Annotated in this window: 17 protein-coding genes; 7 read left to right on the top strand and 10 right to left on the bottom strand. The window is 38.1% G+C overall.

Features of this window, described 5'->3' with window-relative positions; all coding sequences use genetic code 11:
* Positions 1–14 precede the first annotated feature (14 nt).
* Positions 15–1,094 (bottom strand): glycosyltransferase, encoded by a 1,080-nt coding sequence (locus ACR1PO_RS00940; RefSeq protein WP_433985495.1) that lies wholly within the window; start codon positions 1,092–1,094, stop codon positions 15–17.
* Positions 1,095–1,297: 203 nt separating this feature from the next.
* Complete coding sequence (recQ, locus tag ACR1PO_RS00945) at positions 1,298–3,502, bottom strand: DNA helicase RecQ (RefSeq protein WP_433985496.1); 2,205 nt, start codon at positions 3,500–3,502, stop codon at positions 1,298–1,300.
* 158 nt (positions 3,503–3,660) lie between these two features.
* On the opposite strand from recQ, the gene ACR1PO_RS00950 reads away from it, so the two are divergent.
* The 5 genes from ACR1PO_RS00950 to ACR1PO_RS00970 all read left to right on the top strand — a co-directional run bounded on the left by ACR1PO_RS00950 (position 3,661) and on the right by ACR1PO_RS00970 (position 12,455).
* Positions 3,661–4,620 (top strand): KpsF/GutQ family sugar-phosphate isomerase, encoded by a 960-nt coding sequence (locus tag ACR1PO_RS00950; protein WP_433985497.1) that lies wholly within the window; start codon positions 3,661–3,663, stop codon positions 4,618–4,620.
* Between the two features lie 65 nt (positions 4,621–4,685).
* Positions 4,686–5,513, top strand: a complete 828-nt coding sequence (tatC, locus tag ACR1PO_RS00955; RefSeq protein ID WP_433985498.1) for a twin-arginine translocase subunit TatC — start codon at positions 4,686–4,688, stop codon at positions 5,511–5,513.
* 227 nt (positions 5,514–5,740) lie between these two features.
* Positions 5,741–8,698: a reprolysin-like metallopeptidase gene (locus tag ACR1PO_RS00960; protein WP_433985499.1), complete on the top strand. Its 2,958-nt coding sequence runs from the start codon at positions 5,741–5,743 to the stop codon at positions 8,696–8,698.
* A 138-nt stretch (positions 8,699–8,836) separates the two neighbouring features.
* Positions 8,837–10,468: a M1 family metallopeptidase gene (locus tag ACR1PO_RS00965; protein WP_433985500.1), complete on the top strand. Its 1,632-nt coding sequence runs from the start codon at positions 8,837–8,839 to the stop codon at positions 10,466–10,468.
* A gap of 130 nt (positions 10,469–10,598) precedes the next feature.
* Positions 10,599–12,455, top strand: a complete 1,857-nt coding sequence (locus ACR1PO_RS00970) for a M61 family metallopeptidase (protein ID WP_433985501.1) — start codon at positions 10,599–10,601, stop codon at positions 12,453–12,455.
* A gap of 139 nt (positions 12,456–12,594) precedes the next feature.
* Here ACR1PO_RS00970 and ACR1PO_RS00975 read toward each other — a convergent pair whose 3' ends face one another.
* From ACR1PO_RS00975 to pepE, 4 genes are all read right to left on the bottom strand, one after another.
* Complete coding sequence (locus ACR1PO_RS00975; RefSeq protein ID WP_433985502.1) at positions 12,595–13,764, bottom strand: sensor histidine kinase; 1,170 nt, start codon at positions 13,762–13,764, stop codon at positions 12,595–12,597.
* A 6-nt stretch (positions 13,765–13,770) separates the two neighbouring features.
* Complete coding sequence (gene dacB, locus ACR1PO_RS00980) at positions 13,771–15,144, bottom strand: D-alanyl-D-alanine carboxypeptidase/D-alanyl-D-alanine endopeptidase (protein WP_433985503.1); 1,374 nt, start codon at positions 15,142–15,144, stop codon at positions 13,771–13,773.
* 110 nt (positions 15,145–15,254) lie between these two features.
* Positions 15,255–16,106, bottom strand: coding sequence for a hypothetical protein (locus tag ACR1PO_RS00985; RefSeq protein WP_433985504.1), 852 nt, complete (start codon positions 16,104–16,106; stop codon positions 15,255–15,257).
* On the bottom strand, positions 16,106–16,798 hold the full coding sequence (gene pepE / locus ACR1PO_RS00990) for a dipeptidase PepE (protein ID WP_433985505.1): 693 nt from the start codon (positions 16,796–16,798) through the stop codon (positions 16,106–16,108). Before pepE ends, ACR1PO_RS00985 begins: the two co-directional genes overlap by 1 nt.
* Positions 16,799–16,992: 194 nt before the next feature.
* On the opposite strand from pepE, the gene ACR1PO_RS00995 reads away from it, so the two are divergent.
* Positions 16,993–17,523, top strand: a complete 531-nt coding sequence (locus ACR1PO_RS00995) for a tetratricopeptide repeat protein (RefSeq protein WP_332386537.1) — start codon at positions 16,993–16,995, stop codon at positions 17,521–17,523.
* A 58-nt stretch (positions 17,524–17,581) separates the two neighbouring features.
* On the opposite strand, the gene ACR1PO_RS01000 is transcribed toward ACR1PO_RS00995, so the two are convergent.
* Positions 17,582–18,070, bottom strand: a complete 489-nt coding sequence (locus ACR1PO_RS01000) for a YdeI/OmpD-associated family protein (RefSeq protein ID WP_433985506.1) — start codon at positions 18,068–18,070, stop codon at positions 17,582–17,584.
* 338 nt (positions 18,071–18,408) lie between these two features.
* Between ACR1PO_RS01000 and fsa the strand changes: the two genes are divergently transcribed.
* Positions 18,409–19,062 carry a fructose-6-phosphate aldolase gene (gene fsa, locus ACR1PO_RS01005; RefSeq protein WP_002978975.1) on the top strand — a complete coding sequence of 218 codons (654 nt, stop codon included), beginning with the start codon at positions 18,409–18,411 and terminating at the stop codon, positions 19,060–19,062.
* A gap of 70 nt (positions 19,063–19,132) precedes the next feature.
* On the opposite strand, the gene ACR1PO_RS01010 is transcribed toward fsa, so the two are convergent.
* The 3 genes from ACR1PO_RS01010 to ACR1PO_RS01020 all read right to left on the bottom strand — a co-directional run bounded on the left by ACR1PO_RS01010 (position 19,133) and on the right by ACR1PO_RS01020 (position 21,635).
* Positions 19,133–19,999: a GLPGLI family protein gene (locus ACR1PO_RS01010; RefSeq protein ID WP_433985507.1), complete on the bottom strand. Its 867-nt coding sequence runs from the start codon at positions 19,997–19,999 to the stop codon at positions 19,133–19,135.
* 21 nt (positions 20,000–20,020) lie between these two features.
* Complete coding sequence (locus tag ACR1PO_RS01015) at positions 20,021–20,587, bottom strand: sugar O-acetyltransferase (RefSeq protein WP_433985508.1); 567 nt, start codon at positions 20,585–20,587, stop codon at positions 20,021–20,023.
* Between the two features lie 145 nt (positions 20,588–20,732).
* Positions 20,733–21,635: a GLPGLI family protein gene (locus ACR1PO_RS01020; RefSeq protein WP_332386532.1), complete on the bottom strand. Its 903-nt coding sequence runs from the start codon at positions 21,633–21,635 to the stop codon at positions 20,733–20,735.
* Positions 21,636–21,660: the final 25 nt, after the last annotated feature.

Raw genomic sequence — 21,660 nt, forward strand, 5'->3', positions numbered from 1 at the left:
ATATACAATATGAGCTACTTCATTAAGTCGAGTAACACCTTTTCATATTTGTCCAATATAATATTCTTCGAAAATCTTGATTTAATTGAGTTTTTAATAGCATCCCGATTATAATTGCTCTGAAGAATCCTCACAATCTCCTGGGCAAATCGGTCATGATTTTCAATATCTGCAATTTCTCCGTTTATATTATGCTGAATAATCTCGTTAATTCCTCCGGGACAATTATTGGCAAGGGAATAAGTTCCGCACGCACCCGCCTCCAGAAGAACGTTGGGAAAACCTTCATATCTTGAAGACAGAACAAATAAATCAGCAAATTTTAAGTATTGGTATGGGTTATCCTGCCTTCCATGAAAGATCACTTTTTTCAGTCCTAAAAGTTCTTTTGTCTGAAGCAGAAGATCTTTATCTTTTCCATCTCCTAAAATATGAAGCATGATATTCTCATTTTTAAGCCTTGAGAAAACCTTTAGAAGATTATCAAATCCTTTTCTGGAAGACAGATTACCAATGGCAACCACATTCTTATAATTATATTTGAAACAATCAGGTTTTGATGACAAGGCCATTTTCTCTTCAATGAAATCAAAGTCTACAGGATTGTTGATTTTGACGATTTTTTTCTTTTTAATATTAAAATTGTCAACAAGATCTTTGAGCATATCATCACTTTGGGCAATGATTTTCTGATAATTATTGTAAAAATTGTAGAAAAATTTAATTTCTTTACGGGTGACATGCTGGGTCACAACATTGGTTTCCCTGGCAATGAATTTCGTTCTCGGAAATAGTTTGATAAACAGAGACAGATAGGCATTTACCTCACCAAAGCCAGAGAAAACAATATCCGGTTTTCTTCTGTAGATCTCTCCTAAAATAGGTCTTAATGAATGTCTTATTCTTTCGGTATTGATATCAATAATTTCGACATCTTTTTTCAGGAAATTCAAATATCCGCCCTGTTTACGTAACAGCAAAATCTTAGGTTCAAACCGATCTCTGGAAAGATGGTTTGCTATAGTGGTAACAATCCTCTCTGCGCCCCCGGTTTCTAAGTCCGGCAGAATAAATATGACAGATATTTTTTTCATCTTATCAAAGTTACTAAAAAGTTTAGTTATCTTTCAAATATTGGAAGGAGGAAGATGACCGTTTAGGGCGGTTATTAACAGAAATTAACTAAGCTTTTAAAAAGAAATGAAGATTTGCGTTTATTCGAATTAAAAGTTTAAACGAACTTATAATAAAATAAGCTCTTCATCTGAAGAGCTTATTTTATATTTTATAATGATTTTTAGTTCGCTACGTCACTGATAAATTTGATTCTCAGCATTCTCACTTCTTCATCAGACAGTTCATCCCCGAATTCATCCAGCAATACCTTCATGCTGTCACTTTCAGATTCGTTCATGAATTCCATGAAACCGTCTACAATGTCTTCATCAAAATTGTCTTCAATATAATAATCGATATTCAGTTTGGTTCCCTGATACACGATCCTTTCCATTTCTTTCAGGAGTTCATCCATAGAAAGGTTTTTAGCTCTTGCAATATCCTCAAGATCAATCTTTTTATCGGTGCTCTGGATAATGAATACTTTGTGGCTTGATTTATTGGCCACCTGCTTCAATACCATATCCTGAGTGCGTTCGATGTTGTTATCTTCTACGTAGGTTTTAATGTAATCTGCGAATTCTTTACCGTATTTTTTGGCTTTTCCTTCTCCTACTCCATAGATTTTGGTAATTTCATCTACCGTGATCGGGTACTGAACCGTCATATCTTCCAAACTTGGATCCATGAACACTGTATAAGGCGGGATTCCGTGCTTTCTGGCTACTTTCTTTCTCAATTCTTTCAACAGATTGAAAAGGTTCTGATCCAGGCCTCCTCCGGCCTGCTGCTGTACCTGATCGCTCTCTGCCTTTGCCTGGGTAAGATCAAATTCTCTGTCTTCTGCGATTAAAAAGACATCTTTAGATTTACCATTCAGGACATTTCTTCCTTTGTCGGTAATCTTTAAAACACCATATGTTTCAATATCTTTCTGTAAAAAATTCTGAACAGTGGCCTGTCTCAAAATCGTTTTCCAGTAATTGTCTTTTTCTTCTTTTCCGAAACCAAAATAAGAACTTTGCTCAAGTTTGTAAGATTTTGTTACCGCAGTTTCTTTCCCTGCAATAACAGAAATAAGGTCTTTAGCCTTGAATTTTTCTCCTGTATCACTAATCAGCTCCAGCACTTTTTTCAAATCGGCAGTTGCATCTTTTAATTTTGGCGGGTTGGAAGAGTTGTCACACATCCTGGCACCTTCACCCTTTACCGGATCAAAACTTTCTCCGAAATAATACAGGATATATTGTCTTCTGCTCATTGAAGTTTCAGCATAGCCTACTACCTCATTCAGAAGCTGTAATCCGATTTCTCTTTCAGACACGGGTTTCTGAGCCAGGAATTTTTCCAGTTTTTCAATATCCTTCGGATCATAGAATGCCAGACAGTGGCCTTCGCCCCCGTCTCTTCCTGCCCTTCCTGTTTCCTGGTAATAACTCTCCAGTGATTTCGGGAAATCGTAATGGATCACAAAACGAACATCCGGTTTATCAATTCCCATCCCGAAAGCAATGGTTGCCACAATTACATCTACTTCTTCCATCAGGAATTTATCCTGATTCGCCACCCTGACCTTCTGGTCAAGACCGGCGTGGTAAGGAAGCGCATTGATTCCGTTTACCTGCAGAAGCTGGGCAAACTCTTCAACTTTTCTTCGGCTCAGGCAGTATACAATTCCTGATTTCCCTTTATGTTGATTGATAAATTTAACGATTTCCTTGTCTACATTAACTTTCGGACGTACTTCGTAGTATAGATTAGGTCTGTTGAAGCTTTCTTTGAATACCAATGCATTGGTCATTCCTAAAGTTTTCTGGATATCATCCTGAACCTTAGGAGTGGCGGTAGCCGTCAAAGCAATCACCGGTACATTGGCAATTTTATCTATAATCTGTTTCAGATTTCTGTATTCCGGTCTGAAATCATGGCCCCATTCTGAAATACAGTGGGCCTCATCGATAGCAAAGAAAGAAATTTTCACCTCTTTCAAAAAATCCAGGTAATCATCTTTAATTAATGATTCAGGAGCTACATACAGAAGTTTGGTCTTGCCGCTTTTTATATCGTCAAAAACCTGTTTGGTCTGTGTTTTGTTTAATGATGAATTCAGTACATGGGCTACCCCATCATCAGATGAAAGGCCGTTTACTGCATCTACCTGATTTTTCATCAATGCTATTAAGGGCGAAACTACTATTGCTGTACCTTCCGAAATAAGTGCCGGAAGCTGGTAACACAATGATTTTCCGCCACCTGTAGGCATTAAAACAAATATATCCTTCCCTCCTAATAGGTTGTCTATAATCTGTTCCTGCTGGCCCTTAAATGTAGAAAACCCAAAATACTTTTTCAATTCGCCTGATAAATTGGCTTTTTTTGCGCTCATCTAATTTTCTATTGCTAAATTTGCATCTCACCCAAAGTTATAAAAATTCTGCTTAAAATAAAAGCGAACGAATTTATAAAAAATAAAATTTATATTAAATATTCTTTTTAAAATATAACGTTTTTTAAGAACTTTTTTGTATACCTTATCATCGTAAAATGGATAGAACCAACATTATATCAATTGCAAAAAGCACTTTAGAAATAGAAATTTCTGAACTGGAAAAATTAAAAAACAGAATTGATGACCAATTTGCCCGTGCAGTAGAGATTATTCATTCGGCAAAAGGGAAACTCATTGTAGTAGGAATAGGAAAATCTGCCCATGTCGGGAATAAAATTGTGGCCACTTTAAATTCTACAGGAACCCCTTCTCAGTTTTTACATGCTTCCGAAGCTATTCATGGAGATCTTGGAGTGATTCAGAAGCAGGATGTGGTTTTATGCATCTCCAATTCCGGAAATTCGCCTGAAATTGCCAACCTGGTTCCTTATTTAAAAGATTACTCTTCTGCTTTGATCGGAATGACGGGAAATAAGACCAGTAAGCTGGCTGAATTTTCAGAGGTTATTCTGGATACTCATGTTGATGTGGAAGCATGCCCCAATAAACTTGCACCTACCAGCTCTACCACTATACAAATGGCATTAGGAGACGCTTTGGCTGTTGCTTTAATGGAACTGAACGATTTCAGGGCCAATGATTTTGCCAAATTCCACCCGGGAGGAAGTTTAGGAAAAAACCTGACTTCTAAAGTTGAGCAATTTTTATCTTCACAAAAACCCCAGGTTACTGAAGATTCTCCGATAAGAGACGTCATTATTTCCATCAGTGCATCAAGCCATGGAATTACGGTGGTAACCAACGAAGACCAGATTATTGGTGTGATCACAGACGGAGATCTGAGAAGAATGCTGATGAAAGGCGAAGATATCAGCAAGGTACTGGCTAAAGACATCATGTCTGCCCGCCCGAGAACCATTGAAAAAGATGCTCTTGCCAAAGAAGCGATGAAAATCCTGAAAGAAAATAATATCGGCCAGCTGGTCGTTACAGAAAACGGAAAATATTTCGGGATCATAGATCTGCATAAGCTGCTGGATGAAGGAATCAATTAGAACTGAGAAATCAGACTCACTTCTGTCATTTTTTTTATAAATTTGCCCTTTAAAAATTTTATTCTGTGAGCGAAGGTAAAGACATGTCCTTTCTTGGACATATAGGAGAATTAAGAGGACACCTGATCCGTTCGATTATTGCTATCATAATTGCTGCTTTTGTAGTGGGCTTTAACATCAACTGGATTATGGACCATATCTTTTTCGGGCCTACCAGAAATGATTTCCCTACCTTCAGGCTTGTTAATCATTTTTCAAGAATGATCTTAGGGGAAGACAGTATTCATCTTCCAAAAGATTTTCCTGTCCGCGTACAGAGGCTGTATCAGCAGTTCAATGTAATGATGGCTGTATCGGTTTTCGGCGGAATGGTGGCTGCGTTTCCTTATATTGTATGGGAGCTGTGGCGTTTTATCAGTCCTGCTTTACACCCGAGAGAAAAAAAGAATTCTATTTATATCATCAATGCAGTATGGATGCTTTTCATGACCGGAGTATTATGCGGTTATTTTTTAATCCTTCCGTTTGCTGTTAATTTCGGAGTTATTTTTAAAATTTCGGATATTATTGTTCCGCTTTATGACTTAAGTGACTATACCACTTTATTTTTACAGGTAGTTTTGGGTATGGGTGTTATATTCCTTTTCCCGATCCTCATCTATTTCCTTACCAGCATCGGAATTCTTACGCCTGCGTTCATGAAAACCTATCGTCGTCACGCTATTGTTCTGATTATGGTAGTTGCTGCAATCATTACCCCTGCTGACGTTTTAAGTATGCTGATGGCTGCCTTTCCACTGCTGATCTTATATGAATTCAGTATTATGATGTGTACATTCACTTATAAAAAGGTTCAGAAAAGTAATGGAAACCTTCCTGCAGTACAAGAATAATTAATATTTTACCAAAAAATACAGGCGCTACTATTCAACGGAATGGTAGCGCTTATTTTTTATATAAAAATATTAACCTTAATTATATTTATTCTTAATTCAATTTAAAACAACTACAAAATTTAACTAATATTATCAAGTTAGGAACAATTAACACTGAATTATCAACAAAAGTTTTAAAAAAATACACTATATTTAAAACTTTAAATACAATCAAAAAAAATAATATGAAAAAGAAAATTATTCTCGTCTGTGCATTGGCTTTAAGTCTGAGTGGTTTACAGGCACAACGCTGGGAACCGGTCTCGGAGAAAGTGACGCCGGTAAGGAAAGAAGTAAAGGTAGAATACGCCTATAAATTTGACCTTTCTGCATTGAGAGATCAGCTGAAAAATGCTCCTGAAGCAGGTACAGGAGGAACCCCTGTAATTGTTTCTATCCCTGCAGCTAACGGAAAAATTGAAAGATTTTCAGTGTACAGCTCGCCTGTAGTGGAAAAGTCCATGGCAGAACGGTATGAATTGGGAGCCTATTCGGGTATCGGCCTGGACAACCCGCATAAGCGAATCCGGTTCAGTACTGCACCTAGTGACTTCCAGTCCATGGTATTTGATGCCAATACAGGAAAATATGAATTCATAGAACCCATCAACAAAGAAAAAGATGTATACGGAGTCTTTTTCAAATCCAATAAATCTCATGAAGATCCTTTCGAATGCAGAACTTCTGAGCCTGAGAAAGCAAAAAAAGAGATGAATAAGCTGCTTAAGACAAAAAGTGTTTTGAACAGCGGAGGTTTTAATAAAAGCAGTGAGCAAAAGTACAGAACCTATAGGATTGCCATCTCCGTAAACGGTGAGTATACACAGCTTGCCGGTAGCGTTCCTTTGGCAGCGGCACGTATTAATGCAACAATGAACCGTGTAAATGGTGTTTTCGAAAAAGATTTCGGAATTCATATGATTGTGCAGGATCTTCCTCAGCTCATATTTCCAAATCCCGCTACGGATCCTTATTCGGATGTAATAACCAATTCAAATGGTACATACAGTGCTCCTGCAGCATGGAACCTTCAGCTTCAGCAAACTCTTACCAATACAGCAGGAGTGGGTAACAACGCTTATGATATAGGACATTTCTTTGGCCACAGAGGCGGCGGAGGAAGTGCCGGAGATGTGGGAAATGTCTGCAGAAACCCTGCAAGCAATACGGATGCAACTTCAAAAGGTGCAGGAATCACATCACCCTCTACTCCAGACCAGCCTTTCGGAGATAATTATGATATAGACTTTGTAGCTCATGAAATCGGCCATCAGTTCGGTGCTGCACATACAATGTCTATTGCTTTGCATGGTGCCCATATGGAACCGGGATCCGGATCTACTATTATGGGATATGCCGGTATTACCAACTATAATGTTCAGATGCATTCTGATGCTTATTTCCATACTAAAAATATTGAGGAAGTAGGAGCATATGTCAATTCTCAGGATTGCGGTATTATTACTACAGTAGCCAACACCCCTCCTGCTATCCAGCCAATGGCCAGTAAGATGATCCCTAAAGGAACAGCTTTTGTGTTAACCGCTTCTGCAACAGACACCCAAAATGATCCGATGACATATACCTGGGAGCAATATGATCTGGCAACTTCTGCTTTCGGACCGGTAAGTGCCACCAGAAATAATGGGGCCAACTTCAGATCGCTGATGCCTACAACTTCTCCTACACGTTATTTCCCTAAGTTTTCAAATGTTCTTAATGGCACTCTTACCAGTGCTGCAGACTGGGAAACGGTATCCAACATCCCAAGAACGATGAACTTCAAGGTAACGGTAAGAGACAATAATCCTGATGCTGCACAGCAGCAGACACAGAGCAGCCTGATGAAAGTGGATATAGGAAACGAAGGTCCGTTTAAAGTAACTTCAACTACTGTTTATAATAATACCCCGGGAGCGGTGACATGGGATGTGGTAAACACCAATAATGCTCCGTATAATGTACAGAATGTTAAAATAGATTATACTACAGACAATGGAAATACATGGACAGTGATTACCCCGTCTACTCCGAATGATGGCGCTGAACCGTTCTCATTCTCCTCTCTGGCAACAGGTGCCAGTGTAAAAATAAGGGTAAGTGCTGTTGATAATGTATTCTATGCGATTGGAAATGCTACCGTTTCCGCATCTGCAAGCGCCTGTACAACATCTGCTCCAACCGGAATTACTGTAACCGGAATTACAAGAACTTCGGCCTCTGTAAACTGGGCAGCTCTGGTAGGAGCATCCTATTCTGTACAATATAGAAAAGTAGGGACAGCCACATGGACCACTGTTCCTGTTTCAACGAACTCATATACCATTTCAGGGCTTACCGAATCAACCCAATACGAAGTACAGGTGGCTAATGTCTGCGGAGGTACGCTGGGTTCTTATTCAGCATCAACCAATTTTACAACGTCTTCATTTGCTAAATGTTCAATAACGGGAACAAACGCAGCTGACGAATATATTTCCAATGTGACGGTAACGCCTTCGGGAATGAACCCTGTTTCAAACAGCAGCAGCAATACTGCTTATACGGATTACACTTCCGATCCTTCGAAGCTGATCACTCTTATGTCTGGTTCTTCTGGAAACAACATAAGTATTACCAAAGCATGGACAGGCACACAATACAATGACGGAGTAACAGCCTGGATCGACTTCAACAGAGACGGAGTATTCTCTTCGTCTGAAGTAATCTACACCAGTGCACCTAACATAGCGACACCGGTTTCCGGAACATTCTCTGTACCTGCAGATGCTTATACCGGAGGAAACGTTATTATGAGAGTGGTATTGGGATATGAAAGCCAGCCAAACAGCGGATGCAGCAATCAGCAGTACGGTGAAGTTGAAGACTATCCGGTACTTATCCAGCAGCAGCTCTCCACGAATGAGACGGTAAAAGACAAGAGCTCTATTCAGATCTATCCTAACCCGGTAAGTGATGTATTACATGTAACTCAGATTTCATCTAAAGCTCAGTTTATCATCACCAATATGGCAGGTCAGAAAGTAATGAACGGCCAGATTAATGATAATAAAATCCCTGTTTCAAAATTAAGTACAGGAGCGTATATCATTTCAATTGAAGATAAAGGTGCTACTACAAACCTGAAATTCATCAAAAAATAAAAACGAATTTGTTTTTACAGCCCGGTCATTAATGGCCGGGCTTTTTCATGCCTTCTTAAAATCTGTATTTAATTTAATTTTCTGCATAAGGCTATTAATTTAATTTTATACTTTTGAAAAGATTATTAATAAAGTTAAATGAAAAAATTGTCATATACCCTGTTATTTGCATCAGGATTGGTTTTCGGGCAGTTCTTTGAGAAAGGAAAGGTTTTTACCAAACAGGATACTTTAAAGGGTTCCAATACGGAGTTTCGTAATTTTTGGGATGTTAAAAAGTATGATCTTTCTGTAGAACCGGATTTTGAACAGAAAAGTATCAAAGGAAATAATACAATCAGCTTTGAGATTATAAAAGATGTCACCAATCCTGTTTTCCAGATTGATCTTCAGCAGCCTATGAAAGCTGACAAGGTGGAAGGAAGCTTTCCTATTGCCAATTATAAGCAGGATGGGGATTTTATTTTCATTACAACAAATAAAAAATTCAAAAAAGGGGAAAAATACACCATCAACGTCATTTATTCCGGAAAGCCAACCATTGCTAAAAATGCACCATGGGACGGAGGATGGGTTTTCACTAAAGATGAAAAAGGAAATCCATGGATGACTGCTGCTGATGAGGGAATAGGAGCTTCCATATGGCTTCCTACCAAAGATATCTGGAGTGATGAACCTGATAACGGGATCATCATGAAAATTATAACGCCTAATGATCTGGTAGGTGTCGGTAATGGTAGGCTAACCAATAAAAAAATAACGGGTGGCAAAACTACTTATACCTGGGAGGTAAAAAATCCTATCAACGCCTACTCCATTATTCCGAGTATAGGAAAATATGTAAATTTTAAAGATGTATTTGAAGGAGAAAAAGGAAAACTAGACCTGGATTACTGGGTAATTGACTATAACCTGGACAAGGCAAAAAAACAGTTTCAACAGGTAAAACCTATGCTATCCGCATTTGAATACTGGTTTGGTCCATATCCGTTTTATGAAGATTCATACAAACTTGTAGAGTCTCCTCACCTGGGCATGGAACATCAGAGTAATGTAGCCTATGGAAACAAATATCAGAACGGCTATCTTGGCAGAGATCTTTCCGGAACAGGAGTTGGGTTACACTGGGATTTCATTATTATTCATGAAAGCGGCCATGAATGGTTCGCCAATAATATTACCGCAAAGGACCAGGCTGATATGTGGATCCATGAAAGTTTCACCAATTATTCCGAGACTCTTTTCACGGAAAAATATATGGACAAAAAATCTGCTGACATCTATGTTCAGGGGATCAGGAAACTGATAGATAATGACATTCCTATTATTGGCAGATACGGCGTAAGAAATGAAGGCAGCGGAGATATGTACCCGAAAGGGGCCAATATGCTTCATACGATAAGACAGGTCATCAATAATGATGAAAAATTCAGACAGATTTTAAGAGGCTTGAATAAAGATTTTTATCATCAGACTGTTACCACCCAACAGATTGAAAATTATATTTCCTCAAAGTCCGGAATCGATTTTTCTACTGTTTTTGACCAGTATCTGCGAACGGTAAAGATCCCAACCCTGGAATATGCTCAGGATGGTGATACTTTAAAGTTCCGTTATACAGATGTGGTAAAAAACCTGAAATTACCCGTTATCATTAATGGCGATCAGACTATAAATCCAACGGAAGAATGGCAGACGGTAAAGCTTAAAAAGAATAATCCGGTTGAATTTAATCCCAACTATTATATCAATTATACTAACACTCAATAAAGAAAAAAGGCAAATCCGCATACCAGCAGATTTGCCTTTTGCTTTTTTTTAAAATTTTAAGAAAAGTTTAATACTTTTTCCGTAACAAATTGATAAAAAAAGCAACTATTTAACTATTAATGTAAACCTAATGAGAAAAACAGTACTTAGTCTCGGTATTTTTGCTGCTTTTTTGGCCAATGCCCAGTCTATAAAAACAACCATTGACCTTGTTAATGTAAAAGATGATAAAGTAGCCGTTACCATGGAATTCCCGAAAATGAAATCCGGGGATGTTAAATTTCATTTCCCCAAAACGGTTCCGGGTACTTATTCTGTAGATGACTACGGAAGATTCATCGAAGGAATTAAATTTTATGACAACAAAGGAAAAGAGCTTACGTATACCAAAGTAAATGACAATACCTATTCATTGAAAAATGCCCAGGGCCTTTCCAAAATCTCTTATCTTGTCAATGACAGTTTTGATGAAGAAACGGATACCTCCAAACATAAAGCTGTATTTTCTCCGTCTGGAACCGATATTGAGGCAGGAAAAGTATATATGATCAATACCCACGGATTCATTGGATATATTGAGAATATGCAGGATGTTCCGTATCAGCTGATCGTTCAGAAACCAACCGATTTCTACGGAACCACAGCGTTGGTAGATCAGGATAAATCTGAATCTACAGATACCTATACCCTTGCCAATTATGCGAAGGTGACAGATTCTCCGCTTATGTATACAAAGCCGGATTATATCACTTTCAATGCCGGAGGGATGGATCTTGTTTTGGGTGTATATTCCCCGACAGGAAAATATAAAGCCGCTGATTTCAAAGACAATCTTGAAAAAATGGTTATTGCCCAGAAGAAATTCCTGGGAGATATGAATACAAATAAAAAGTATGCGATCATGCTTTATCTTTCCGGAGGTGACGGTCCGTCGGTAAAAGGTTTCGGAGCATTGGAGCACCATGAATCCACAAGCGTTGTGCTTCCTGAAGCAATGCCTAAAGATGCTATTGATAACACCATTACTGATGTGGTGTCCCACGAGTTTTTCCATACGGTAAACCCTCTGAAGACCCATTCTGAAGAAATCCACTATTTTGATTACGCAGATCCGAAAATGTCACAGCACTTATGGATGTACGAAGGCGGAACGGAATATTTTGCCAATTTATTCCAGATCCAGGAAGGTCTGATCGATAAAGACCAGTTCCTGCGAAGAATTGGTGAGAAAATCGCCAACTCGAAGAGCTATGATGATACAATGCCATTTACGGTAATGAGTAAAAATGTATTGGTTGAGCCTTACAAAGATCAGTACAGAAATGTGTATGAGAAAGGAGCACTTTTAGCGATGTGCTTAGATATTGAGCTCAGAAAACTTTCCAACGGAGAAATGGGATACCGTGATATGATCAGAAAACTGTCACAGAGATTTGGTGAAAACAAACCTTTCAAAGATGATAAGCTGATTGACGAACTGGTAACGGTAACCGGATACCCTCAGGTAAAAGAATTTTATAACAAATATATTGCAGGAAACCAGCCAACGCCTTATGCACAATACCTGAGCATGGTAGGTGTAGATATTAAAAAGCAGGAAAGCCAGCCTATTTTCTGGTTTATCAAAGATCCGAACCAGACAGGTTTTGATGACAAGACCAATGCTTTTGCTTTTGACGAACATTCTGCACTGTCTCCATTTGCAAAAAGTATAGGATTTAAAATCACTGACCAGGTACTTGCCCTTGATGGAAGAACAGTAGATATTAAAAAAGTACAGGACTTTATCGGATATACCCGAACCATTAAAGACGGACAGGAAGTAACGGTAACCATCCTGAGAGATAATGCCGGTAAAAAAGAGAAAATGACGCTGAAAGGAAAGGCAATACTGGATAAAATGACCATGGAAACTCCAGTATTTAAAGCGAATCCGACTCCGGAAGAGTTGAAATTACAGACCCAGTGGCTCACTGGTAAAAAATAAAGAGAAAAGCGGGGAAAAATTTCCCCGCTTTTTATTTTCTAAGGCTGATCTTTTATTCTTTATTCTTATTCTTTAACATTCAAACCTGACAGGTTTCTGTTTACAACTCATTTTCTGTTTACAACTCATTAAGCCAGCATCACTCCTCCTTTCTGATTGTTATTCTAAAGGTACTTCCCTTTCCTATTTCCGTCTGGGAAATCTTGATATCTCCGTTGTGGTATTCATGGATGACTCTTCTGGCCAGTGACAATCCCAGTCCCCAACCTCTTTTTTTGGTAGAATAACCGGGATTAAAAGCATTTCGTGCCTGCTGTTTTGTCATTCCGCTTCCGTTGTCTTTTACTTCAATTAAAATATTTTTATTTCTTTCAAAAACAGATATTGTAATGGCTCCTTCTCCTTTCATGGCATCCACAGCATTTTTTACCAGGTTTTCAATCACCCAGCTTATCAGGATCTTATTGTGGGGCACCAGAACGGTATAAGTAGGAAGATTCAGGGTAAAATTGATTTTTCTGGAAATTCTGGTTTTTAAATAATCATAATTCTCCTGAATCGTTTTATTGAAATTTCTATCGTTCAGCTCAGGAACGGATCCTATTTTTGAAAACCGTTCTGAGATGGTTCTAAGCCTTTCAATATCTTTTTCAATCTCATGCACTCCTTCCGAATCCGGGTTATCCAGCTTCATAATTTCTATCCAGCCAATCATAGATGATAAAGGTGTTCCGATCTGATGGGCTGTTTCTTTTGCCAGACCTGCCCAGAGATATCCTTCGTCTGTCTTTTTGATGGTTCTGAAAAACCAGAAAGAAAAGCCAAAATACAACAAAATAAACAGTCCCAGAATGTAAGGAGAATACCTGAGGTTATTAAGCAGGCGTGAGTTGTCATAATACACAAACTGGTTATTTCCATCCGGAACTTTGATCTCAATAGGATCATAATTTTTCTCCATATTCCGGATCAGATCCTGTAGTTTTTCAGGGTTTTTGATCGTACTTTCAGGAATATTTCTGTAGTATCCGAGATCAAGAATCGGATTTTTATATTTATCTGTTACGATGAACGGAATCGTGTTATTGATGTTCAGGATATCCGGCAGCAGATCCAGAACATCCGTATCGGGAGTCTTCACTTCCTGCTGTATTCTTATCGCTTTGGAAAGCAGACTGATCCTTTTGATCTCCTCTTTTCTGAGAAAATTAATAAGCGATGTTGAAGCTACTATAATGGCAATCACCAAAGTAGTCATCACAACAAAAATGATCCAGTTATTCAGCCTGGTGAGGATAGATTTTCTCAAAGGTATTTACTTTAAAACATTCAGGATTTTCTGAAGCTCTGTATTTCCACTTCCCTGATAGTTATTGATAATAATCGAAAATACATATTTTTTTCCATCCTTTGCGGTGTGATATCCTGCAAAAGATTTGGTATCTCTCATCGTTCCGCTTTTCATCTTCATTCCATTATCCTGAACCGGAAATCCGTCATAGTATGCTTCAAACCAGGATTGTTTTTTAGCATATAAAAGAGCCTGCACTTCTGCTTTTGCGGCCACATAATTTTGTGGGGAAAGTCCGCTTCCATCTGCAAAATTGATCATATTCGGATTGATTCCCTTTGACTTCCAGAATTCTTTCAGATAAGAAACACCGCTTTTGAAGCCTGAATTTCCTTTTTTCTCTTTTCCTAAAGTTTTAATCAATGTTTCACCATACAGATTGATACTTTTTCTCAGAAACCAGTATACAATTTTATCCAGAGTCGGCGATTGGTAAGTGAGGATAATATTATTTTTCGGAGCTTCCAAAGCCTGTTTTCCATCAATTTCAAGCTGCGAGTTTGTTATTGCTTTTCCCGAAAGCTCAATACCCGATTCCTTCAGCCATTGTTTTACTTCTGCTGCCAGCTGTAGCGGCGGATTGGGAGTAGAACCGGAAACCGTAACAGTTTTTCCCGATGGAAGCATCCCGTTAACCAGCGCAACATCAGAATGAGGAGCCGTAAAGATCAGGCTTTGGTCTGAGCTTCCCCCTGTTTTCAGATCATTCAGCCATTTCACTCCTTCCAGCGGATAAGAGAAGCTTTTAAAATCGGTTCCGTTAATAGTAATATCAAACTGGTTTTCTTTCCAGTTGATTCCCCATACACCGGCACCATAATAATTGCCAAGGTCATCCCACGGCCAGCCTCCCGGAATCGTCTGATGGTCAAAATAAGAATCATCAATGACGAGGTCACCTGATATTTTTGTTATTCCTGAATTTTTAATGGCATCTATCAGCTTCTTTTTAAAATTCTCAGGTTTATAGCCCTCATACCGCCAGCTTCCCAATGTAGGATCACCGTTGGAACTGATAAACAAATTCCCGTTCAGAGTTCCTGCTGATATGTTTCCTGAATAACTTGACGTGGTGGTATAGGTATAGTTTTTCCCTAAAGTTTCCAGTGCGGCTCCTGCCGTAAAAATCTTCTGTGTAGAAGCTGTAGAAAGGCCTTTGTTTCCCTGATATTCATAAATAAGATTACCGTTTTCATCCGAAACATAAAATGATAAGCCGGAAGAAACCGCTCCCGAAGAATCCATAAGATCCTTTGTGGCTTTGTCTAATTTCTGGGCGATATTCTGTGCGGTAACGATCTGTACAGAAAGTGTAAGTACAGCAAGAGTTTTTTTCATTACATTGTTAATTTGGGTCTAAACAAATAGCATTCAACAGTTCATTGCAATGGTACTGATGTTCCATGGCCTGAACCTTTTTCGTATGTCTAAATTCTAATCAAATATAGTTAAAATAAAAGCTTTTCATACTCCCTGAGATCATCTGAAGTGAAAAGAATCTGGTGGCCGGGAGATTTTTCAAATGACCGGTCGTATTTAAAATATTTTTCATAATCATCTTCATCTATGAAAATATCCATCTGGCAATCCTTAATATAGTCTGATTTTTCTTTGTACTCCTGAATAAAAAATCCGGATTCACTCCATGATTCATTATGACACCGCAGGCAATTTCTCTGATGAACAGCCTTATAACCGCATATTTCACAATCCTGCAAGTTTTGAAATAAATTTGAAATTTCAACTCGTCTGTCTTTCGGGAAAAGCGAAAGCGGTATAGCTTTTAAAAGCAGGTAATAATTAGGCTCCTGCCATGAAAAACAAGTCCCTTGCTCCCGATTGGTATAAAGCCATAATTTCTGAAGATCGTGTTCAATCTCAGCTTTAATGATATTTTTAATATTCAGAATGATCTTACTGTTTCTCCTGATATTCTGTTTGCCATCGATTTCAATCACCGGCTGCTGTTCCAGAAAATGATTCAGGCACAATGTGGTCTGCCACGAACCTATAGTTCTCATTTTACCTTCACTGCTGCAGATTTCACAGGTTTTAACAGACAATTCTGAATATTTGTCTTTAATTTCTTTAAGCTTTTTATTGAGTGTTTCATCTTCAGAATAGGTATAGCATCTCAATCCGCCAAATTTTTCTTTTCCAAATACATTATGCTCCGGATTCCAGCCTGCAGTGGCAAATTCATACAGTAATTTCCGGATCAGTCCGTCCCATCCGGTGCTGTTCACTGAAAAATTAGTCAGGTTACGTTCTATGAAAAGGTTTATTTCTTTTTCGTTCATTAAAGTCTGCTTCCTGCTTCAATTTCGTAAGGCTCTTTTCCTTTTTCAAAAATCCTTGTCAGTTCACTTCCCTCAACGGTTATTGAATCTCCGGTCTTTCTGATCCAGTTTCCTTCTCTGAGTCCCACCACTTTGATGTCATTTTGGGTAAGGAATTCCTTAATACGGGTTTCTCTGGTTTCTCCGTTATGCTTCAGGTCCGGATTAGGATCCAGGTAATGCGGATTGATATTAAAAGGAACCAGCCCCATGCAATCGAAGCTTGGCGGATATACGATCGGCATATCGTTCGTGGTTTTCATATTCTGGCCTCCGATATTACTTCCGGCACTACATCCCAGATAAGCTTTTCCGGCTGATACATTTTCTTTCAGAACAGACATCAGCCCTTCTTCATGTAATGTTTTAACCAGTAAAAAAGTATTTCCTCCTCCCGTAAAATAACCTTTTGCCTGGTTCAGGGCTTCTGCTTTATTTTCAAATTCATGCAGCCCTTTTACTTTTATATTGAGGGTTTCAAAGAAAGAACGCGCTTTTGCAGTATAATCATCATGGGAAATACCTCCCGGGCGCGCGAAAGGAATAAACACGATTTCGTCAATACCTTTATATAATTGGATTAATTCTTCTCTCAGGTATTCCAGATATTCTCCACCAAAAAGTGTGGATGTTGAGGCTAATATGATATTCATGTGACGAAATTATATAGTATTAATAAAAATGAAGGACAAAGATAACCTCAAAGATTAACGAATCAAAAATTAAATTAAAAAAAACAACAATCCCGTTAATATTTTCTAAAAAAACTTAAAGCCTCTAAAATTTTAGATTTTGTGGAATTATTATTGAATTTTAGATTTTGACTTTAAAATATAAGATTATGAAAATGAGTAAAATTAATAGCCTATTCTTAGGTTTGATACTAGCAGGAAGTGTAAGTCTTGTAAATGCACAAACAACTCAACCGGAAACTTCGGCCACAACAAGCCAGACAGCGAATCCAACTATTGAAGGACTTAAAAAGCAGGTTGAGGCCAATCCAAAAGATACAGAATCTTTAGCAAAATTAGCAGCAGCTTACCAGGATGCATCAGACTGGACGAATGCCATTGATACCTGGAAAAAAATCTCTGTTTTATTACCGGACTGGGCTCCGTCTTATTACAGCCAGGCTTATGCCTATCAGTCTGCTAAAGATGATGCCAATGCAAAAATTGCTTACGAAAAGTATATTGCAACAGTAAAACCTGAAGAGGTAGAGCAAAATAAGAAAAACCTGGCATATGCCTATTTCTATCTTGCCTTCTCAGAACAGAAAACTGATCCAAATAAAGCTAAGGAGCATATTGCTAAATCAATTCAGTATGACCCGACCAACGAGGATGCTCTGAAACTTAGCAAAACATTAAATTCTTAGTAAATAAAAATGCCGGAAAGTTTTCCGGCATTTTTGTTATCAATGACGAATACCTAGTTTATTTAATTTTCTTTCCAAAAAAATCGGTTTCACCATGCAGGTGACGAATGATTTTCTCAATATTTCTCTGGATACTGACTTCGGTTTTTAAATTATTGATATACCGGATCAGCTCATGTCTCCTCGAGGGAATCAGCTTTTCAAAGTTTTCCGTTGCCAGGCTGCTCTCTTTAATGGCCTTTTCCAGTTGGGGATGGATGGAAATACTTCTGTCGGAATCATCATACTCCAGTACTACTTCAATGATTTCTCCTATTCTTTTGGGTGAATTTTTCAACATGATGAGGTTTACGTACAGCCTCCATTCTCCCAGATATTTCATCAGGTTTTGTTTAAATTCCTTTCCGTTCACAGTTCCTTTTACCGGGATAGGACTTTTATTTCTGCCTGCTTTTTCAAAAATCGTGTTCAGTACTTCTTCCGGAACAGATACAAAAGGGTTAATTCCTATGATTTCCAATGTAGCGGTGAAACTCTTGTTTTCCATAATTAATAATTTAAAGCGATCAGGCTGGAAGCTAAAAGCTAGAAGCTAGAAGCTAGAAGCTAGAAGCTAGAAGCTAGAAGCTAGAAGCTAGAAGCTAGAAGCTAGAAGCAAAAATAACAGTTTGACGAATATGTATGGAATTTCTTTTTTTATTATTTCAAAAACAACCACTCTCATATACTCCCACATCCCAACCCGTTTACTCTCAAACCCTCTCACGCTCCTACCCAGAAACCCGCAAACTCCAAACCCCGAATTCCGGAACCCCGTAACTCAAAATTCATACTTCAGAACCCAATTAATTCCCTATATTTGTATTAATAAATCTATTTATCAAAATGAAATTTTTTATTGACACAGCTAATTTAGAGCAAATTAAGGAAGCAAGAGATCTTGGAATTTTAGATGGTGTAACAACCAACCCTTCGTTAATGGCAAAAGAAGGAATTCAGGGAGCTGAAGCCATCAAAAACCACTATAAAACGATCTGCGAGCTTGTAGATGGAGATATTTCTGCAGAAGTTCTTTCTACAACATACGAAGAAATGATTAAAGAAGGAGACGAATTGGCTGCGATTCACCCTAATATCGTTGTAAAAATTCCGATGATCAAAGACGGAATCAAAGCTTTAAAATATTTTTCTGACAAAGGAATCAAAACCAACTGTACATTGATCTTCTCTCCGGGGCAGGCTCTTTTGGCAGCAAAGGCAGGAGCTACTTATGTATCTCCGTTCCTTGGAAGATTGGATGATATTTCTACAGATGGTCTGAATCTTATCCAAGAAATCAGATTAATTTTCGATAACTATATGTACGAAACTGAAATCCTTGCAGCTTCTATCCGTCACTCAATGCATATTATTGACTGTGCTAAAATCGGAGCAGATGTTATTACATCCCCACTTCCTCCGATCTTGAGCTTATTGAAGCACCCGTTAACAGACAGCGGATTGGCTCAGTTTGTTGCAGATTCTCAGAAATTGGCATAATCACTGACTCTAGATTCAGATATAAAAATCCCGGAACTTTGTTCCGGGATTTTGTTTTTTATGTCCAATCTTATTTCAGCAGATCCAGTTCCAGGATGTTGTTCTGCTTTTTAAGATCATTCTTCTTTTTTATTTCTTTAGCTTTTTGTGCTTTATCAATAGGAATCAATTTTCCGGATTCGTCTATTTCCTGAATTTCAATTCCCTGAGCTACCATTTGTTTTTCACTTTTCATCGGATCAGCAAGATATTCTTTGAAAGCTTTCCGGTATTTTGCTTCCGTTACAGTAACCAGTGCATTAAACCTTTCTTTTTCTTTGGTACTCTTCCACTCGTATCCGGCCGGAAGTTTTTTACTTCCTTTTAATTCAAATGAATGCGTTCGGGAAGCATCTTCTATCTTTACAATCAATCCCGGAAGTCCTGAAAACTTATAAGGGCCATCCTGGATGGGCAGATCTGGTGTAAACCACGCTGTCCATTTTCTGCCCGCAAAGTTACAAACAGCTTTCTGAGCATTGAATGTTCCTATTTTTTCTTTTTCCGGAAGGATTTGCCATCCCTGCTTTCTTTCATCCTGCACCAAATATTCATCCGCAGATAAATTGTTAAAAAAACTCACTGAATAATCAGGATAGCTTTTTTCAACACTATAAAGCACCTTACCTTTAAATTTAATACCGGAAAAATTGACTTCTGTACTTCCAGCCTGTAATTGTTTTTCCATAGATGCAGTCATAAGGGAATCTGATTCAAAAACATCTTTACTGTAAAACTTGGATCCTTTGGAAACAACGTCCAGAAACATTATTTCAGTTTCGGGTTTGCCTTTGGCAGTAGAATCAATACTGTATTTATATTCATAAATAAATCTCTGATTCTGAGCATTAGCTGCAAGAGCCAACAGCAGACTGAATGCAACAATTATTTTTTTCATAGAGTATTAGTTGAAAATTATTTAGTCTTCTTTTACAATTGCTTTAACAACCCTGCACGGATTTCCCACAGCTACTACATTATCAGGAATATCTTTTGTAACAACACTTCCTGCCCCTATCACCGAGTTATTTCCAATAGAAACACCCGGAAGTACAACTACATTTCCACCCAGCCAGACATTATCGCCTACTTTTATCGGATGTGCATATTCCAGCCCTTCATTCCTTTGCAGTGCATCAAGCGGATGGCCTGCGGTATAGAAACTGCAGTTGGGGCCGATAAACACATTATCACCAAACTCTACTTTGGCACAATCCAAAATAACAAGGTTATGATTGGCATAGAAGTTTTCTCCTGCTTTTATATTATATCCGTAATCGCACCAGAAATTGGGTTCTATGCAGATATTTTCTTTTATACTGCCCATAATCTTTTTAAGAAGCTGGTATCTGTTTCCTGAATCGGAATTTTTTAAAGCATTATATTCCTGACATAAATCTTTGCACGCAAGGCGTTCCTGTATCAGTTCTTTATCATAGTTGGCGTTGTATAAAAGTCCGGCTGCACATTTTTCCTTTTCTGTCATAAGATATAAAGTTAGTTTCTTATTGAAAGATAAAAAAATATATCATAACATCATGAATTGATATGATCACTTTTTGATTTCTTTTGTCAAGCAAAAAACAGGATGACAAAAAATGCCATCCTGCAGATATTAGAAAATATAATTTTTAATTTACCAGATCCGGTTCAATCGGATTGTTATCTTTCTTAAAGGCTTCTTTAGTATTTTTTTCTATTTCCCTAAGTACCTGATTGGGATCTGAGATTTCTTTGCCGTCTCCTGTTCTCAGCTTGAAACTAAATTTGGTATTGCCATCACCATTTTTCATCAACATTTCTCTCATATTCTTGGCAGGATCATTTACATAAGCCTTCCATACTTTTTTAAACTGATCTTTTGTTACTTCCAGCTCTTTTCCGCCTATCCCCAGCGCTCTTACATGATCAGGCATCTGCATTTCCGATTCACCGGCCGGAGTATTAATCGTTTTATTACCTATCATCGTCATTATATGCGATCCGGTGGTATCCTCAATTTTTACGATAAGGCCGGGAAGTCCGTAAAAAACATAAGGCCCATCCTGAAAAGGAAGATCTGTTGTAAACCAGGCTGTCCATTCCCTTCCCCCAAAGCTGGCAGTGGCTTTCTGAGCCTGATACGCTCCTATTTTTTGTTTCTCAGGCAATATTTTCCATTCCGGTTTCTGGTCTTCTTTTATTTTATACTTATCTGTAGAAATGCTTCTGAAGAGATACGTTTTAAAATCCGGGTATTGTTTGGTTACTTTATAGGAAACCTGCCCCGGCCTTTCTCTTTTGTTGATACTTATATTTCCGCTGCCTGCTTTCAACTGTTTTTCAAGTTCTGCTTTTGCGGTGGAATCTGCTACAAATTTATCACGGCTGTAATAGCTTGATCCGTTTTTATCAATATCGAGCATCATCATTTCTGTCTTTACATCTTCCTTATTATTGGAATCCGGAATAAACTTATATTCATAAAAAAACCTGTTGACCTGTGCACTGACAAGCCCACCCAGAAATACAAAAAATAGAATTTTACTTTTCATAATATATGTTTAAAAAAAGGCTTTG

Origin of the sequence: Chryseobacterium amylolyticum, from assembly GCF_051011775.1 — a bacterium.
In the GTDB taxonomy this organism is placed as follows: domain Bacteria; phylum Bacteroidota; class Bacteroidia; order Flavobacteriales; family Weeksellaceae; genus Chryseobacterium.

Excerpts from the sequence above, each read along its gene's own strand:
- ACR1PO_RS00940 (WP_433985495.1), bottom strand. The coding sequence starts at position 1,094 with ATGAAAAAAATATCTGTCATATTTATTCTGCCGGACTTAGAAACCGGG.
- recQ (WP_433985496.1), bottom strand. The coding sequence starts at position 3,502 with ATGAGCGCAAAAAAAGCCAATTTATCAGGCGAATTGAAAAAGTATTTT.
- ACR1PO_RS00950 (WP_433985497.1), top strand. The coding sequence starts at position 3,661 with ATGGATAGAACCAACATTATATCAATTGCAAAAAGCACTTTAGAAATA.
- ACR1PO_RS00960 (WP_433985499.1), top strand. The coding sequence starts at position 5,741 with ATGAAAAAGAAAATTATTCTCGTCTGTGCATTGGCTTTAAGTCTGAGT.
- ACR1PO_RS00965 (WP_433985500.1), top strand. The coding sequence starts at position 8,837 with ATGAAAAAATTGTCATATACCCTGTTATTTGCATCAGGATTGGTTTTC.
- ACR1PO_RS00970 (WP_433985501.1), top strand. The coding sequence starts at position 10,599 with ATGAGAAAAACAGTACTTAGTCTCGGTATTTTTGCTGCTTTTTTGGCC.
- dacB (WP_433985503.1), bottom strand. The coding sequence starts at position 15,144 with ATGAAAAAAACTCTTGCTGTACTTACACTTTCTGTACAGATCGTTACC.
- ACR1PO_RS00985 (WP_433985504.1), bottom strand. The coding sequence starts at position 16,106 with ATGAACGAAAAAGAAATAAACCTTTTCATAGAACGTAACCTGACTAAT.
- pepE (WP_433985505.1), bottom strand. The coding sequence starts at position 16,798 with ATGAATATCATATTAGCCTCAACATCCACACTTTTTGGTGGAGAATAT.
- ACR1PO_RS00995 (WP_332386537.1), top strand. The coding sequence starts at position 16,993 with ATGAGTAAAATTAATAGCCTATTCTTAGGTTTGATACTAGCAGGAAGT.
- ACR1PO_RS01000 (WP_433985506.1), bottom strand. The coding sequence starts at position 18,070 with ATGGAAAACAAGAGTTTCACCGCTACATTGGAAATCATAGGAATTAAC.
- fsa (WP_002978975.1), top strand. The coding sequence starts at position 18,409 with ATGAAATTTTTTATTGACACAGCTAATTTAGAGCAAATTAAGGAAGCA.
- ACR1PO_RS01010 (WP_433985507.1), bottom strand. The coding sequence starts at position 19,999 with ATGAAAAAAATAATTGTTGCATTCAGTCTGCTGTTGGCTCTTGCAGCT.
- ACR1PO_RS01015 (WP_433985508.1), bottom strand. The coding sequence starts at position 20,587 with ATGACAGAAAAGGAAAAATGTGCAGCCGGACTTTTATACAACGCCAAC.
- ACR1PO_RS01020 (WP_332386532.1), bottom strand. The coding sequence starts at position 21,635 with ATGAAAAGTAAAATTCTATTTTTTGTATTTCTGGGTGGGCTTGTCAGT.